Genomic DNA, 16,432 nt, shown 5'->3' on the forward strand with positions numbered 1-16,432 from the left:
TAGTAATACATTATTACCTTCTGAAAAGTCTTGATAATAAAGATAGTACTAAAAGTACTAAGAAAATCCAGAAAATAATCATTGCAATATCAGTAGCACCTTCTGCGATGCCTCCAAATCCAAAGATTGCTGCAATGATTGCAATTACTAGAAAAATAATGATCCAACGTACCATAATTAGTGGGTTTTAATGATTAGTATATCACTAAGGTACATAAGAAGCGAGACCGCTACAGAATGTTTATCTTAAGTTTAACAGCAAATGTTAAGGGATTAATAAGCGAGTAAATCGCTCAATTCCCGCTCGAACCGCTCGTTTGGAAGATATTGCTTTTCGAGTGCTGAAGCGAATGGAATCGGTGTTTCCATACTTGCCACACGCTTGACAGGCCCATCTAAATGTTCGAAACAATTTTCATTGATCAGCGCTGAAATATCCGAACCAATCCCACCGAATAGCGAGTCTTCCTGAAGAATGATTACCTTCCCTGTTTTTTTCACCGAAGTGTAGATCGCTTCCGTATCCAATGGTGAGAGTGTTCGTAGATCGATGATATCAGCATTAATATTAGGATGTCTATCTAAGGTCTCCAATGCCCAGTGCACTCCTGCACCGTAGGAAATAATGGTAATATCATCACCCTCCCTTAACAACGTTGCCTTTCCCAATGGCAAGGTATAATAATCGGTAGGCACCTCCTGTCGAATGCTTCTGTATAAGGCTTTGTGTTCGAAAAATAACACAGGATTTGGGTCTTCAATAGATGTTGCCAACAATCCCTTTGCATCATACGGAAATGCCGGATATACCACCTTTAGACCTGGGGTATGAGTAAACCAAGCTTCATTCGTCTGGCTATGGAAGGGTCCCGCTCCTACACCGGCACCACAGGGCATGCGAATGACAACATCGGCGGATTGGTTCCATCGGTAATGACTTTTGGCCAAATAGTTAACGATAGGATTGAAACCGGACGTAACAAAATCGCCAAACTGCATCTCCATAACGGCTTTAAATCCATTTATGGACAGTCCCATGGCTGATGAAACGATAGCCGACTCACAGATGGGTGTGTTGCGCACCCGCTCTCTTCCAAATTCTTCAACAAAGCCTTCGGTTATTTTAAATACACCGCCATATTCGGCAATATCCTGACCCAATAGAACCAAGTTGTCATGCCGTTGCATACTCTGTCGCAACCCTTGTGAAATAGCATCGATTAAGCGTATTTCTTCTTTATTTATATTTTCTTCAACTTCTTGATATTCAAATTTTTGAAATACATCATTTAACTCATTAGTTTCATTTGAAGATATCGCTTCTTCGTCAAAAGCCAACGCCAAATGTTCATTGATTTCCGCCATGATTTCCTTTTTAAAGGCAACTTCGGCTTCTTCTGACAATATCTTTTCGTTCCGAAGGAATTCAGCATAGTTTTCCAACGGATCCTTCGCAGCCCATTCATCCATTAAGTCCTGTGGGACATATTTTGTACCACTCGCTTCCTCATGGCCTCGCATCCGGAAGGTTTTGAATTCCAACAGCACGGGACGCGGATTTTTCCGCATATCCTCGACCAAATCACGGACCTTCGTATAAACTTCCAAAATGTTATTGCCCTCAATGATATGCGCTTCCATCCCATACCCTATTCCTCTGTCCGCAAGGTTTTCACATTTATATTGCTCATGCGTAGGTGTGGAAAGCCCGTATCCATTATTTTCAATGCAGAATAGCACGGGTAAATCCCAAACACTTGCAACGTTCATGGCTTCGTGAATATCGCCTTCGCTGGTTCCACCTTCACCAGTGAAAACCGCACACACCTGATTGTTTTTCTTTAGCACATTTCCTAGCGCAATCCCATCGGCAACGCCAAATTGTGGTCCCAAGTGCGAAATCATCCCGACAATCTTGAATTCCTGTGTGCCAAAATGAAAGGATCGGTCACGACCTTTAGTAAAGCCACTCGCCTTCCCTTGCCATTGTGAGAAAAGACGATGTAATGGAATGTCGCGTGTGGTAAACACCCCAAGGTTTCGGTGCATCGGCAGGATGTATTCATCTTTTTCAAGAACAGACGTAATACCTACCGAAATCGCCTCTTGGCCAATCCCACTAAACCACTTCGAAATCTTTCCCTGACGCAATAAAATGAGCATCTTCTCCTCTATCATGCGCGGTTTCAGCATGCGTCGATACAGTTTTAAAAGCGTATCATCGTCAAGGTTTTTTCGATTGTAATCAAAATGAATATGGGGTTTGGTATCGGTAGGCATCTATTATTTCTTTAGCAAACCAAAAGTAGAAAAAAACCTATTCCCTCCCTTATTTATCACTCCTTTTTTAGAAGGTGAAAAACGACATTATTGGTATATTTGTAGGGTAAAACCTAGAACCATGAATAATATACCAAGTGTAGATTTAGCCGATTTTCTATCGGACAACCCCAAACGCAAGCAAAAATTTGTTGATGAAATCGGGTCAGCTTATGAGGAAATCGGATTTGTTTCGCTAAAGAATCATTTTTTAAGTGATGAATTGGTAGAAGAATTATATAAAGAGGTAAAATCTTTCTTTGCGCTTCCTGTTGAAACCAAGGAGCAATATGAAATTGAAGGTCTTGGTGGTCAACGCGGTTATGTTTCCTTTGGAAAGGAACACGCCAAAGGTAAAAAAGAAGGCGATTTGAAGGAGTTTTGGCACTTCGGACAAGAACCTGATAAGAATGTCGATTTACCTGAAGAATATCCCGATAATGTTCAGGTCAGCGAATTGCCAGATTTCAACAGAACTGGTATGGAAGCCTATCGAATGCTGGAAAAAACAGGGATCTACGTCCTTCGGGCGTTAGCGCTTTATATTGGAATCGATGAAAATTATTTCGATCAATGGGTTGCCAATGGAAATAGCATTCTTCGTCCTATTCATTACCCTCCCATAACGGAAGAGCCAAAAGGTGCTGTACGCGCTGGTGCGCATGGCGATATCAACCTAATTACATTATTGATGGGTGCTTCAACCGGCGGACTACAGGTACTTCGCAAAGATGGCGAATGGATCGATGCCATTCCAGAAGAAGATGAATTGGTGATTAACGTAGGTGATATGTTAGAGCGACACACCAACAATAAATTGCGTAGTACTATTCACCGTGTCGTGAATCCACCCCGCGACCAATGGGACACGCCTCGTTATAGCATTCCGTTCTTTATGCATCCTCGAAGCGATATGAAATTAAATTGCCTGGACGCGTGTATGGACGATGAGCATCCAAAGGCCTATTCCGACATCACGGCAGGTGAATTCCTTCACCAACGTTTGGTTGAAATCGGATTGATAAAAAAATAACAACCATCATGGACTTAAAAGATCAATTAAAAGATTTATTTCCAGACCACGAACCACCAGAAGAGCCCGAGCAAGAGGAATCGACTGTATGGCTTCAGGACGATCCGTTGTTATGCAAATATGAAAAGCGCCGCGGAAAACCGATTACCATCATCGATGGATACAATGGTGCGCAAAGCGATTTTAAACAACTGGCCAAAGAACTGAAGACGAAACTAGGTGTTGGCGGAAGTTTCAAGAATGAGCAAATCATCATTCAAGGCGATTTCAGAAAGGAAATCATGGACTATTTAAAGGAAAAAGGCTTTGCGGTAAAGCGCGTTGGCGGTTGAAAGAATAGCCTTCTATAATTAAAAAAACTCTCCCCTTGAAAGCAGCACACCTTTCCCCTAGCGAACTTATTCTGAATCCGGACGGCAGTATTTATCACCTTAATTTGCTGCCTGAGGATATTGCCGATACGATTATTACGGTTGGCGATCAAGATCGGGTGGATAAGGTTTCACGATTTTTCGATACGGTGGAAGTCCAAAAACAAAAGCGTGAGTTTAAAACGCATACCGGAACTTATCGCGGAAAGCGACTGACGGTGCTTTCAACAGGTATCGGGCCCGATAATATCGATATCGTAATGAACGAGTTAGATGCGCTCGTTAACATCGACTTCAACACCAGAACAATTAGGGAAGAAAAAAACTCACTCACCATCGTTAGAGTCGGCACTTCCGGTTCATTACAGGCCGAAATTCCCGTTGGCAGCTTTGTCGCAGCCGAAATGGGATTGGGCTTCGACAATTTGCTTCACTTTTATAAAGAACTTAAAAGCATTAACGATGTGGCATTTACTGAGGCCTTTGTAAAACACACCCATTGGAATCCAGATAATTCCAAACCCTATGCTATTGAAGGCGATGCTTCACTACGTGAAAAATTCACCAAACGAAACGATTTCTTTGAAGGTGTTACGGCTACCAATGTTGGATTTTATGGTCCACAGGGCCGCGTCTTACGCTTGGCCGTTCAGGATGCCGACTTAAACGACAAGGTGGCCAGCTTCAACTTTGGAGGAAAAAAGATTACCAATTTTGAAATGGAAACCGCTGCGATTTATGGCATGGCTAGCCTGCTAGACCATAAAGCCTTATCGCTAAACGCTATTATCGCGAATCGTGCGGATGGCACCTTTAGTGAAGATCCCAAAAAAGATATTTCAACCCTTATTTCAAGAACCTTACGAATCCTTACCGAATGAAAACTGTTAGAATTGGCGGCGTTCCCGAACACTTTAATTTACCGTGGTATTTAACCCTTCGCGATAAGAAATATCATAAAAAGAACATCAATCTTCGGTGGCAGGATTATTATGGCGGTACTGGTGAAATGACCGAAGCCTTACGAAACGGCGATATCGATATGGCGGTGATTTTGACAGAAGGAATCGTACGCGATATCATTAATGGGAATCCTGCAAAAATTGTTCAGGTATTCGTTAAATCACCATTGATCTGGGGAATCCATGTGGCTAAAAATTCTGAGTATGAAACGGTGACCGACTTGAAAGGTACCGATGCGGCGATTAGTAGATTCGGCTCTGGATCGCACTTAATGGCCTATGTAAATGCGGAACGTCAGGGTTGGGATACGGAGGAAGACCTCCATTTCAAGGTGATCGAGAATCTAGATGGTGCATTGACTAACCTTCCGAAGGGAAACGGCGATTATTTTATGTGGGAAAAGTTTACAACAAAGCCTTATGTCGATAACGGACCGTTTCGCCGTGTAGGCGAATGCCCAACGCCTTGGCCGTGTTTCGTAATTGCTGTAAGAGATGAATTTCTAGAAGAAAACAAACAGCTCGTTTCCGATATCCTGGAAGTGATTAACGAAAACACGAAATCTTTTAAGGATATTGAGGACATCGATTTGATGCTCTCGAAACGATACGACCAAAAGGTGGAGGATGTACGAGCTTGGTTGGAGCAGACGGAATGGAGTCAGCGAAACTTGACTGAGGCTGAGATTGATAAAGTACAAGAAAAGCTAAATGAGTTGGATTTAATCGACCATAAAGTTAAAGCTTCTTCAATTTTACGAACGTTTTAATAGTAGTTGAAGGCTACATTCAATGATTCATTATCGAAATGTCTTTTTCAATAATTCATTCTGAAAAAACCACAAATCCAGAATTAAATCAATTATCGTACATTGTGTCCAACTTAACTAACTTCAAAAATTATGAAATTACTTTATAGTTTAATTGCAATACTTCTTGTAACCGTTACCAGCGTAGCACAGAATGGTTTATATGTTAAATATGAAACTGATGTTTCCGCCTCCACCGATGAAGGTGAAATGATGGGTATGATGATGGATGGTACTACTATGGAATTAGCAATGAGTGAGGAAAGGACGTGGGTGAAAACTCAGATGGGCACTATGATGACAATGACAATGCAACATGACACCAAAACGGAAGAAATGAAAATGTTGATGACTGGAATGATGGGGAAAATGGCTTTTCAAGGGAATCCGGATGTATTGGAAGAAGAGGCCGAAGCGGTAGCAGCTGAGGTCGATTTAAAATTCTTTGATCAAACAAAGATGATTCTAGGCCAAGAATGTAAAAAAGCTGTCATTACGAGCGCCGAAGGCAATGAGACTATTTTTTGGTATACAGAAAAATTCGATCGTCCTGAAGGACTAAAGCAAATGCCAAACCAAATTCCAGGATTGTGTTTGGAGATGGAAGTTCCCGTGCAAGAAGGAGTACTAATAAAGTATACTGCTATTGAACTCAAAAATAATACTGTAATAGATCAATATACCTTGGAATTCCCCGAGGGAACCGAAGTGAAAAGTTTAGAAGAAATGGCAACGATGGGCGTTGGTGGAAAATAATTCCTTATTCTATTCTATATTTAGGATCGTTGGCTTCAAATGTTTGAAATCCTTACTTTTGTAGCATGCAAATTAAAACAAAGCGTTCCCTTTCGGAATTTAATAACGACCTAAAATTAAAAGGTTTCAAAGTATTCCAAATTGAAGAGGATAGCAATGCTACACGTGCTTACAGTCGAAAGGATTTTTATAAAATTTGTCTTACCACCGGCGAAAGCAAGATTCATTATGCCGACCGTAGCTTTAAACATGAGGGTACTGTTTTATTCTTCGGAAATCCCCATATCCCCTATTCATGGGAAACGATATCGAGAACATATGTTGGATACACCTGCCTTTTCTCAGAGGCCTTTCTAAAACTCTCCAATCATTCCGATAGCATTCTAGATGCGCCACTCTTCAAATTAGACGGAACACCTGTTTTACGAATTTCTGAAACCCAACGAGAGTTTCTAAACGGGATTTTCCGGAAAATGATTGAAGAACAGGATACCGACTATTCGCATAAGGATGATGTCATTCGGAATTACCTTCACCTTATTATTCATGAGGCTATGAAAATGACACCCTCTACCGATTTTGGCCAACATTCGAACGCTGCCTCTCGATTGAGCACGGTTTTTTTAGAGTTACTCGAGCGACAGTTCCCCATTGAATCGCCAGACGATCCACTTCAGCTTCAAACCGCAAATGATTATGCTTCGCAACTTTCGGTGCATGTTAATTACCTGAACCGTGCCGTTAAGAACGTAACAGGCAAAACCACTTCAACCCATATATCCGAACGCGTGGCGAATGAAGCGAAGGCTTTACTTCAACATACCGATTGGAACGTAAACGAAATCGCCTATGCCTTGGGATTTCAATATCCTACTTACTTCAACAACTTCTTCAAAAAGCAATTGGGCACTACCCCAAATAGCTATCGAAATCAAAAAGTTTGATTTTCTTACTTTTTCGTTTGATTTTCGTTAACGATTCACCATATCTCTTAACTAATTTTGTGATAGATAATTAGGGATATCCCCTATTTTGAAAAGGTATGGTTTATTTCTTGCCAATCGCAAGAATCCCATCTACCCTAAAAATACTATTATGAAAAAGAATATAAAGATCATCTTTTCATCCGTAGCTATTGTCGCTATAACCCTTCTAGGATGTGAGGAAAAGAGCGAAGAAACCAATTCTTCAAAAGAACTCCAAGACGAAAAGGTATCAACTGTTGAAAATGAACCGTTATTTCCCGAGGGAAATGTAGCTCCAGCCAAATATTTCACCGGAACGGCGAAAGTCTACGGTTTGGTAAGTCAAGATTCTGTCTTCACCACAAATGCAGGAAATGTACGTTTTGAAAAGGGAGCTCGGAGTAATTGGCATTCCCACCCATCTGGTCAGATTCTGATCGTAACTGAGGGTGTAGGATATCATCAAATTAAAGGACAATCAAAAGAAACAATTAGAAAAGGTGATGTTATCAAATGTCCACCAAATACTACGCATTGGCATGGGGCTTCCGAAGATAGTGCAATGACACATATTTATATCGTCCCCAATACTGAGAAAGGCGTAGTGGATTGGAAAGATCCGGTAACGGATGAAGAATATTTAAACCAGTAAACAATAAAAATAAAAAACATGAAAGAGAATATTGAAGAAAAAGTAGTCATTATTACAGGAGCGAGCAGCGGATTGGGTGAAACTACCGCTAGACATATATCCGATTTAGGAGCAAAGGTTGTACTCGCTGCACGACGTTCCGATAGAATTGAAAAATTGGCGAAGGAAATCAATGATAAAGGTGGAAATGCCATTTTCGTACCAACGGATGTTACGAAGGAAGATCAGGTGAAGAAATTAATCAATGATACAATCGATGAATTTGGTCAAATAGATGTTTTACTGAACAACGCTGGACTCATGCAACAATCACCTCTCGAAAGCCAAAAAACCGACGAATGGGACAATATGATTGACGTAAATGTGAAAGGTGTTCTATATGGAATAGCAGCGGTATTACCACAAATGAAAAAACAGAAATCGGGTCATATCATAAATGTCTCTTCGGTGGCAGGACATAAGGTGACGCCTTCTGGATCGGTATATTGTGCGACCAAACATGCCGTCCGCGTTATTTCCGAAGGATTGCGACAGGAAGTTACTCCGTATAATCTTCGTACCACCATCATCTCACCTGGTGCGGTCGACACGGAATTGCCAGAGCATATTACGCATGAGGAATCTGCAGAGGGGATGAAGCAATATTATAAAGAGCACGCTATTTCTCCGGACTCCTTTGCTAGGGCAGTAGCCTATGCTATTAGTCAGCCCAATGATGTAGATATCAACGAGATTCTGTTCCGTCCGACCTCTCAAGAACTGTAAGATGCCCCATTTCGAGATTAAATTGCTGGAAGGCAAAACAGAAGAAGAAAAAAAGCAACTCTCCTCAGCTGTTATTGAAGCAGCCCAAAAAGTTATCGGGTATGGCAATGCGTCATACTCGGTAACCATTGAGGATTTTACACGAGAAGAGTGGAAAAATGAAGTATATCCGAACGCTATTATAGGTCGGAAAGAATTACTTTATAAGGCACCAGGATATAAAATGTAATATCGTATGAAGAATATTTTTGAACGCATGCTTTCTGGTGAAGCAGTCCCGATGGATGATCCAGAGTACGGTCAGATTCGTGAAGCGGTAAACAAGACGCTTGAAATTTCTGTTAAGATGAATGCTGCTACGCACGTGGATGAAGTGCGGAAGTATTTAAGTCAGATATTAGGTGCCGAAATTGATGAAAGTACCACCATCTTCCCTCCTTTTCATACCAATATTGGACGTAATATTTCCCTAGGAAAAAATGTGTTCATAAATCATGGTTGTAGCTTTTTGGATTTAGGTGGCATCACGATTGAAGATGGCGTTATGATAGCACCACGGGTGAACATTTCATCCGAAAATCATCCTGTGGAAATTGAAAAACGCAACACGCTTGTCCCTAAAGCGGTAACGATTAAGAAAAATGCTTGGATTGGTGCTAATGCTACAATTCTGCCTGGAGTTACGATTGGGGAGAACGCGGTAGTGGCTGCTGGAGCGGTCGTTACAAAAGATGTGGAACCTAATTCGCTCGTAGGTGGCGTTCCGGCCAAACTGCTTAAGAAACTAGTTCCTTAACTATTATTTTTTAATTTTTTTAAGATTCTACGCAACCCTTTTCGCATTCCCGTATCTAGTATATGTAAATGCGAATATTATGACTACCTTTCTAATCATCCTTGGGGCACTTTTGGTAACGAATTTTTTGCTTTTGCAGTTTAGCTGTAACAATGTTGCCGAGCCAGAAACCCCTGAAGACGAATAAAAAATTCAATGCGCCTGCCGGCAGGGCAGGAACTTGTTCCGCATTGTTAATAGCAAAACTATTTACATCTTTAATGTCAAATTCAATGCGTCCGCCTGTCGGCAGGACAGGGATTTATTCCGCATTCGTTTTAATTACTATCTCCCGGTTTTAATCCCTTATCATATAAATTATCTTTTAGTTCAATGCGCCCGCCTGCCGGCAGGGCAGGGACCTGTTCCGCATTCGCTTCATTTCTCTCCTACCATTTTCAACCATTTACCATCTATAATTACTTAAGGTTCAATGCGGATTTATTCCGCATTCGTTTTAATTACAGCTCCTAATTATCATTCGCTTACCACGCAATAGGCGATTTACCATTCTCCTTTAAAAATTCGTTCGTTTTACTAAAATTCTTGTTTCCAAACCAATAGCCCCTATTGGCGCTTAGTGGCGAAGGATGGCCACTTGTTAAGACCAAATGCCTTGAGGCATCTATAACCTTTCCCTTCTTCTTTGCATAGCCTCCCCACAATAGAAAAACCAAATCTTCCCGTTCCTCCGATAATTTCTGAATGACAGCATCAGTGAATTTCTCCCATCCCTTATTTTGATGACTTCCGGCCTGATGTGCTCGTACCGTTAAAGTCGCGTTTAGCAATAAAACCCCTTGGTCGGCCCAACGTTCTAAATTACCGGAATTGGGAATCGCCGCCCCGATGTCGGTATGGATTTCCTCAAAAATATTGTTCAAGGAAGGTGGCTTCGGGATACCATCCGCTACTGAAAAGCATAAACCATTTGCCTGACGCGGTCCATGGTACGGATCCTGACCAAGAATCACAACTTTCACTTCATCGAATGGCGTATGATCGAATGCAGAAAATATCCTACCTCCCGGCGGAAAGCAACGGTTTTCGGTGTATTCCTTCTTAACAAAATCGGTTAAATTCTTAAAATAGGGCTTTTCAAATTCGTCGGCTAATACCTGCTGCCAACTCTCGTGTATGGTTACTTGCATTGTTGTATTTTTGTGCTCCAAAACTGTAAAAATACAATTCGTGGCGAGAACGGTACGCATACATTCAAAAACCTTAGAAGACTTAGAATTTCCACAAGTCTTGCAACAGGTATCCGAATTTTGCATCACGGAACCCGGCAAGGAAGCGGTACTCAAATTACGCCCGTTTTCACAGTTTGAATCGGTTACACCCGAACTTAAACGAGTAAAGGAATTTACGGCCTCCTTCGAAAACGATAATCGTATCCCAAATCATGGTTTTGAACCTATTCATAAAGAGCTTCATTTATTCGGGATTGAAAATAGTGTATTAGAGGTTTCAGGGTTTCGCCGCATCCTTTCCGTTACCGAAACCACCAAGGAATTACTGAAATTCTTCAAAAAATATGAAGAATTTTACGTATCACTTCATGATTTTTCTTCCGAAGTAAGCTACACATCCCTTATTTCCGATGAAATACATCGCATCGTAGACCGCTTCGGAAATATTAAGGATACCGCATCCGATGATTTGGCAGCTATTCGAAAGCGTTTAAATGTGGTGAAAGGACAGATCAATTCTTCTTTTCAAAAGGCCTTATCGCACTACTCACAAGCCGATTATTTAGATGAAATTCGTGAATCGGTGGTAGAAAATCGTCGCGTTCTTGCCGTAAAAGCCATGCACCGACGTAAAGTGAAAGGAGCCGTACTCGGACAATCAAGAACCGGAAGCATCGTATATATTGAACCACAAGAAACCCTAGAATATGCTAATGAGCTCAGTAATTTGGAGTATGAGGAACGCGAAGAGGTAAAACGAATTTTAAAAGCATTAACGGAATACATCAGACCGTATCAAGGCCTGTTGAAATCGTATCAGGAATATCTTATCAAAGTGGATGTCCTCTTCGGAAAAGCGAAATACGCTGTAAAGATCGAAGGAGTGCTTCCCATACTAACCAAGGATAAGCGCCTATTTTTACAGGAAGCCTATCACCCACTCCTATTGGTGGCGAATCAGAAGCGAAAGGAGAAAACCTATCCCCAAACCATCGAATTGGTTCCCGACAAGCGCATTATCGTGATTAGTGGCCCAAATGCCGGTGGAAAAAGTATCACGCTAAAAACCGTTGGCCTGCTTCAGGTGATGTTACAAACGGGAATGTTAGTGCCAGTGGATGCGATGAGCGAGTTCAGTTTTTTTGAAAGGGTATTGACGGATATTGGCGATAATCAATCGATTGAAAACCACTTAAGCACCTATAGCTACCGACTGAAGAAAATGAATCAGTTTCTGAAGAAGTGTAATTCTGAAACGCTATTCTTAATCGATGAATTCGGTACGGGAAGTGATCCCGAGCTGGGCGGTGCCTTGGCTGAAACCTTTTTAGAAGTGTTTTATGAACGGGAGGCCTTCGGAATTATTACGACCCACTATACCAACCTGAAGCTGCTTGCTAATGAACTGCCAAACGCCATCAATGCGAATATGCAATTCGATCGTAAGAGTTTGGAACCCATTTATAAGCTGCAGCTAGGTGAAGCCGGAAGCAGTTTCACTTTTGAAGTAGCGCAAAAAAATGGTATTCCCTATAGCCTGATAAATAAGGCAAAAAAGAAAATTGAACGCGGAAAGGTTCGCTTCGACAAAACCATTGCGAAGCTTCAGCAAGAACGTTCACAGCTTCGGAAAACAACCTCAAGCCTAAAGTCTGAAGAACAAAAAGCGCGGGAAGAAAACAAACAACTGGAGGAAGTGAACGCTAGGGTTCAGGAAAAGCTGGAAAGCTATCAAGAACTGTACGATAGCAATCAGAAAATGATTGCCTTGGGTAAGAAAGTGGATGCGTTGGCGGAAAAATTTTTTCACAACAAACGAAAGAAATCGCTATTCGACGAACTCTTCAAATTGGTGATGGTTGAAAATAGCAAGCGGAAAAAGGTTCCGAAGAAAAAGAAACAGCAAGAAAAGGCGAAGGAGCGAAAGGTGCAGCAAGAAGTTGAAAAGAAAGTAGCCGTTATTCGAAAGGAAAAGAAAAAGCAAAAAGAAGAAAAGAAAAAAGCACCACCACCGAAACCGAAAGTAACCTTAAAGGTCGGTGACCGTGTTCGTATGATAGACGGTAGGGCCATTGGCACTATCGATACTATCGAAAAGAAAAAAGCCATCGTAAACTATGGTATGTTTACAGCCGATGTAAGTTTGGAGGAATTGGAAAAAGTATAAAAAGCCGTGACATAACATTCACGGCTTTTTGTTAGCTGTTTCAGATATTAATCGCAACTAATCTGTTGGACCTCTGCTTGATCGAATATCGTTCCTCCGTAAAATTCGTAGCAACGCTCGTAGTAAATATAGTTGTAGTCTATCTCTTTGACGAACTCATATTCGCCAGCACCTATCTGGCTTTCAAAGATTATAGAAACATCGTGTGCTCCGTTTGGTGGTCGATGTGAAACACGGTCATCTTGATTTAAGTAATAACTTTGACCGTTATAAACGATATCGCTATTCTGCCCTTTGTACTTAAAATGGAATCGGGTATCATGAAAAGAGTTGTTTTCAACTGTAATTTCATCATGCACAAATCCGAAGTTTCCACATTCTTCGACCGTATATTCAGTAGTATATCCCATTTTGGCTAAGGAATGGTCTTTCAAATAGCGTATGGTGTACCCAATGGGCACACCGGGATTGTCGCGACTGTATACAGCATTTTCACCCGTAATGATATGACTTATAGAGCCAGGACCTTCTTCTATGTTGGCGGTTTCAATGGCGCTTACCGCTACTTCCGCATTACCGCCAATAGTTATCACGCTCAAAGAAGAATTATTCAGCACAGATTCGTATGATACATTTATGTCGCCGCTACCACTATTTACACCCGTAGCATAATCTAAAACCGCTGCTACATCGATATCATAATTCACATTTGAGGTTTCCATTCGTATCATTATGATGCGGCCATAATTTACACTACTCACATACGCCGGGGGTGTACTGTTATTTAAAACAGTTGTAACATCATCCAATGAAACATTTGGGCCGAAAACAGCAGATGGAGTACTGGGAGCATCCATTTTCACAGTGTAGAAAACCTGTTTAAACGCAATGGAAGCAACCCGACTTTCGGTACTGCTTTCAAATTGTAATTGCGATGCAAAGGAGCCTGTCGCCCATTGGGCATTAAGTCCGATATCCATTCCCAATTGTACAGATGAATAAGAGGTTGCCGATTGATAGGTAGAATTTGCAGCATTCACATAGCCTTCTTCATAGGCATTATCGTTCCACCATTGCAAGGCGTTATCGATACTGGGCTGTACACTTGAGTTTTGTGGATTCTCGATATTAAGAACCCCTTGATCTCCCATACCCGGAAGATCGATGGTCAATGTCATGGGCGAGCGGTCCAATGTTATTAGATTTGGCGATCCATCCAACATATTTTGATCTCCAGCCACCAAAGCTCCAGGAAAGATTACATCATTTGTCGGACGTAAAATGGCAACATCTTCATAGTTGGATGCAAGACTATAGTCTTCAATCTGGCAATCGAATACGGTTCCTTGATCGGGATTGGAAGTGGATTCGGAAGTTTCCAATAAGGTTCGTTGACTGGAACTGCCTCCCGTATCTTGTACATTCAACATTTCATTTGGGTCGTACGCTAATCCTCTAAGATAGGCATCGATATCTCCCGCCTCCGGATTTGTAGAAGATTCCTGTTCATCTTTACTGCAAGACTGTAAGCACAGCACTATCACAAGTAATGATAGCATAGTAGAAATTAGTTTATTCGGTTTCATAATATAGTGTATAAGTGATTTTTGATAAATGTACTCTGTAACACTTCCGAATGAGGTAAAATAGGCATGGACAAACCATGGACAACTATAAAAATACGAGATACTACGTAGGAATAATTAATACTTAAATATTTGTATACCAGATAGTTAAATCTTTTTTTTGCTCTTTTGAGAAAATTGACACATGGACAATACTTTTAGCACTAATCATCTCTAATTCAATGAAATACCGTACTTTAGAGAATGAAAATCCATATGCATGAAACGAGTTTTACTTTGTTTTTTATTTCTTTCTTCCATTATAACCCTCAATGCACAGGAACGACAGAATATTGATAGTCTTTACAGAATCATTAGAAGCGCTCCAACCATTTCTGAAAAATTGGCAACCTATAGACAGGTTATCAATCATCATGTTGGGCATGAGCCTAAAGCAGCCAAAAAAGTTTTGGATACCATGACACGATTGGCTGCAAGGGATCAAAATAATCGGGAAAGCCAGGGGTATTTGGCACTTAGCAAAGGCCTTTATTTCGGCACACTGTCCAATTTGAAGGAATCGCAAAAAAACTATAAGAATGCAGTTAGGCATTTTGAAGCTTCGGGAAGCATAAAAAACAAATCCCTAGCCCTAGGAAATCTCGGTATAAGCTTTAGAAGAATGGGTGATTTTGAAGCAGCAATTGAATATACTATTAAAGCTATTAAACTTAAGGATTCTCTTGGTTTTAAACCCAGTTACCTGGCAAGGGATTATATTACACTAGGCAGTATTTATGGCGATCTGAATAGGTTGGAAGATTCGAATAAACAGTTCGAAAAAGCCTTAAAAATTTATAAGGAAGAAGGTAATGCCACATTTGAAGCGCATCTACAGAACAATCTGGGTATCAATTATTCCAAGCTCGAAAATTATGAGGTTGCAGAGCAATACCTGTTGGCTGCAAAATCGCTTTATGAAAGAGAAGGCATGTCCTTCTATATAACCACTAATGGCTTGGCACTCGGTAATTTGTATAAATTTCAGAAAGCTTATTCAAAAGCCTTGCCCTATTTTGAAATAGTGGTAGAAGGCGGTAGAAAAGTTCAACATTCTGAATTAGAGGCAAGAGGAAATAAGGGATTGGGAAGTGTCTACTTAGCATTGGAAGACTATGAAAAGGCACTCCCCTTTCTTCAAAAATCGTTAGCGCATAACCAAAAGGCGGCAGCATATAATGCGATGGCCACGGATTATGGTCAGTTGGCTAAAATATATGCTGCCCTCGGTGATTATAAGAATGCCTATGAAAGTAGCGAGCATCATTTCAATATGCGAGATAGTATCACGGGAAGGGAAAACATGGAGCGCTTTGATGAGCTTCAGGTAAAATATGAAACTTCACAAAAAGAAGCTGAAATTGAATTACTTAACAAAGATTTGAAAGTAAAGAAATTGGGCAATACCCTATACGGCATTGGGTTGGTATCGCTTTTAGTCATTGCAAGCCTCTTGTATTACAGCTTTCTTCAAAAGCAGCGGAAGAAGGACTTGAAACGGAGCCAGCGTGAAGCAATACTGCAGCAGGAATTAGCTTTCCGAAAAAAGGAACTCACTTCCCAAACCCTTCATCTGGTTCAAAAAAACTCTTTTATAGAGGAACTGACGGAAGGTATAAAGGATTTAAAGAAAGCTCCTTCCGATGTTTCTAAAAACAGCAAACGTCTTCTTCTTTTACTAAAAAAGGAGAAAGCTTCAGAAAAAGACTGGGAAGCCTTCAAAAACTATTTCAGTGAAGTGCATGAATCCTTCTATTCAAAATTGAAGGATAATTCGCCTTCCATCACCGAAAAAGAGATTCGATTGGCGACATTTCTTCGTATGAATCTTTCAACCAAGGAAATAGCAACTATCTTAAATGTACTTCCAGATACTATTCTAAAAGCGAAATACCGCTTAAAGAAAAAACTTAATCTCGATAGGTCGGAAGATTTGTTGGAGTTTTTAAATACCTTATAAAATCCTTCTGTATTTTTGTG

At 40.8% G+C, this 16,432-nt stretch carries 16 protein-coding genes; 12 read left to right on the forward strand and 4 right to left on the reverse strand.

Annotation, left to right across the window (positions count from 1 at the left end; all coding sequences use genetic code 11):
* Window positions 1-13: 13 nt before the first annotated feature.
* Window positions 14-175 carry a DUF1328 family protein gene (locus I4Q58_RS10090; protein WP_116693629.1) on the reverse strand — a complete coding sequence of 54 codons (162 nt, stop codon included), beginning with the start codon at window positions 173-175 and terminating at the stop codon, window positions 14-16.
* A 98-nt stretch (window positions 176-273) separates the two neighbouring features.
* Window positions 274-2,280: an alpha-ketoacid dehydrogenase subunit alpha/beta gene (locus tag I4Q58_RS10095; protein ID WP_203295749.1), complete on the reverse strand. Its 2,007-nt coding sequence runs from the start codon at window positions 2,278-2,280 to the stop codon at window positions 274-276.
* 121 nt (window positions 2,281-2,401) lie between these two features.
* Here I4Q58_RS10095 and I4Q58_RS10100 point away from each other — a divergent pair, with 121 nt between their 5' ends.
* The 10 genes from I4Q58_RS10100 to I4Q58_RS10145 all read left to right on the forward strand — a co-directional run bounded on the left by I4Q58_RS10100 (window position 2,402) and on the right by I4Q58_RS10145 (window position 9,428).
* Window positions 2,402-3,352 carry an isopenicillin N synthase family dioxygenase gene (locus tag I4Q58_RS10100; RefSeq protein WP_203295750.1) on the forward strand — a complete coding sequence of 317 codons (951 nt, stop codon included), beginning with the start codon at window positions 2,402-2,404 and terminating at the stop codon, window positions 3,350-3,352.
* 8 nt (window positions 3,353-3,360) lie between these two features.
* Entirely contained in the window at window positions 3,361-3,684 is a 324-nt protein-coding gene (locus I4Q58_RS10105; RefSeq protein ID WP_203295751.1) for a translation initiation factor, read from the forward strand.
* Window positions 3,685-3,719: 35 nt separating this feature from the next.
* Entirely contained in the window at window positions 3,720-4,604 is an 885-nt protein-coding gene (locus I4Q58_RS10110; RefSeq protein WP_203295752.1) for a nucleoside phosphorylase, read from the forward strand.
* Window positions 4,601-5,455 carry a substrate-binding domain-containing protein gene (locus I4Q58_RS10115; RefSeq protein ID WP_203295753.1) on the forward strand — a complete coding sequence of 285 codons (855 nt, stop codon included), beginning with the start codon at window positions 4,601-4,603 and terminating at the stop codon, window positions 5,453-5,455. The genes I4Q58_RS10110 and I4Q58_RS10115 overlap by 4 nt, the downstream gene beginning before the upstream one ends.
* Before the next feature lie 132 nt (window positions 5,456-5,587).
* Window positions 5,588-6,250 (forward strand): hypothetical protein, encoded by a 663-nt coding sequence (locus I4Q58_RS10120; protein WP_203295754.1) that lies wholly within the window; start codon window positions 5,588-5,590, stop codon window positions 6,248-6,250.
* 65 nt (window positions 6,251-6,315) lie between these two features.
* Window positions 6,316-7,194, forward strand: coding sequence for a helix-turn-helix domain-containing protein (locus tag I4Q58_RS10125; protein WP_203295755.1), 879 nt, complete (start codon window positions 6,316-6,318; stop codon window positions 7,192-7,194).
* 151 nt (window positions 7,195-7,345) lie between these two features.
* Window positions 7,346-7,867: a cupin domain-containing protein gene (locus tag I4Q58_RS10130; protein ID WP_203295756.1), complete on the forward strand. Its 522-nt coding sequence runs from the start codon at window positions 7,346-7,348 to the stop codon at window positions 7,865-7,867.
* Window positions 7,868-7,885: 18 nt separating this feature from the next.
* Entirely contained in the window at window positions 7,886-8,632 is a 747-nt protein-coding gene (locus I4Q58_RS10135) for an SDR family oxidoreductase (RefSeq protein WP_203295757.1), read from the forward strand.
* A gap of 1 nt (window position 8,633) precedes the next feature.
* Entirely contained in the window at window positions 8,634-8,861 is a 228-nt protein-coding gene (locus I4Q58_RS10140) for a tautomerase family protein (protein ID WP_203295758.1), read from the forward strand.
* A gap of 6 nt (window positions 8,862-8,867) precedes the next feature.
* Complete coding sequence (locus tag I4Q58_RS10145) at window positions 8,868-9,428, forward strand: DapH/DapD/GlmU-related protein (RefSeq protein ID WP_203295759.1); 561 nt, start codon at window positions 8,868-8,870, stop codon at window positions 9,426-9,428.
* Between the two features lie 524 nt (window positions 9,429-9,952).
* On the opposite strand, the gene I4Q58_RS10150 is transcribed toward I4Q58_RS10145, so the two are convergent.
* The gene (locus I4Q58_RS10150) at window positions 9,953-10,618 is read right to left on the reverse strand and encodes a uracil-DNA glycosylase (RefSeq protein ID WP_203295760.1); all 666 of its coding nucleotides are present in this window, start codon (window positions 10,616-10,618) and stop codon (window positions 9,953-9,955) included.
* Window positions 10,619-10,658: 40 nt separating this feature from the next.
* Here I4Q58_RS10150 and I4Q58_RS10155 point away from each other — a divergent pair, with 40 nt between their 5' ends.
* Window positions 10,659-12,827, forward strand: a complete 2,169-nt coding sequence (locus I4Q58_RS10155; protein ID WP_317194062.1) for an endonuclease MutS2 — start codon at window positions 10,659-10,661, stop codon at window positions 12,825-12,827.
* 47 nt (window positions 12,828-12,874) lie between these two features.
* On the opposite strand, the gene I4Q58_RS10160 is transcribed toward I4Q58_RS10155, so the two are convergent.
* Window positions 12,875-14,386, reverse strand: coding sequence for a thiol-activated cytolysin family protein (locus I4Q58_RS10160; RefSeq protein ID WP_203295762.1), 1,512 nt, complete (start codon window positions 14,384-14,386; stop codon window positions 12,875-12,877).
* A 286-nt stretch (window positions 14,387-14,672) separates the two neighbouring features.
* On the opposite strand from I4Q58_RS10160, the gene I4Q58_RS10165 reads away from it, so the two are divergent.
* Window positions 14,673-16,412, forward strand: coding sequence for a tetratricopeptide repeat protein (locus I4Q58_RS10165; protein WP_203295763.1), 1,740 nt, complete (start codon window positions 14,673-14,675; stop codon window positions 16,410-16,412).
* The last annotated feature ends 20 nt before the right edge of the window (window positions 16,413-16,432 follow it).

The sequence above is a fragment of the Luteirhabdus pelagi genome (assembly GCF_016827595.1).
Lineage (GTDB): Bacteria > Bacteroidota > Bacteroidia > Flavobacteriales > Flavobacteriaceae > Luteirhabdus > Luteirhabdus pelagi.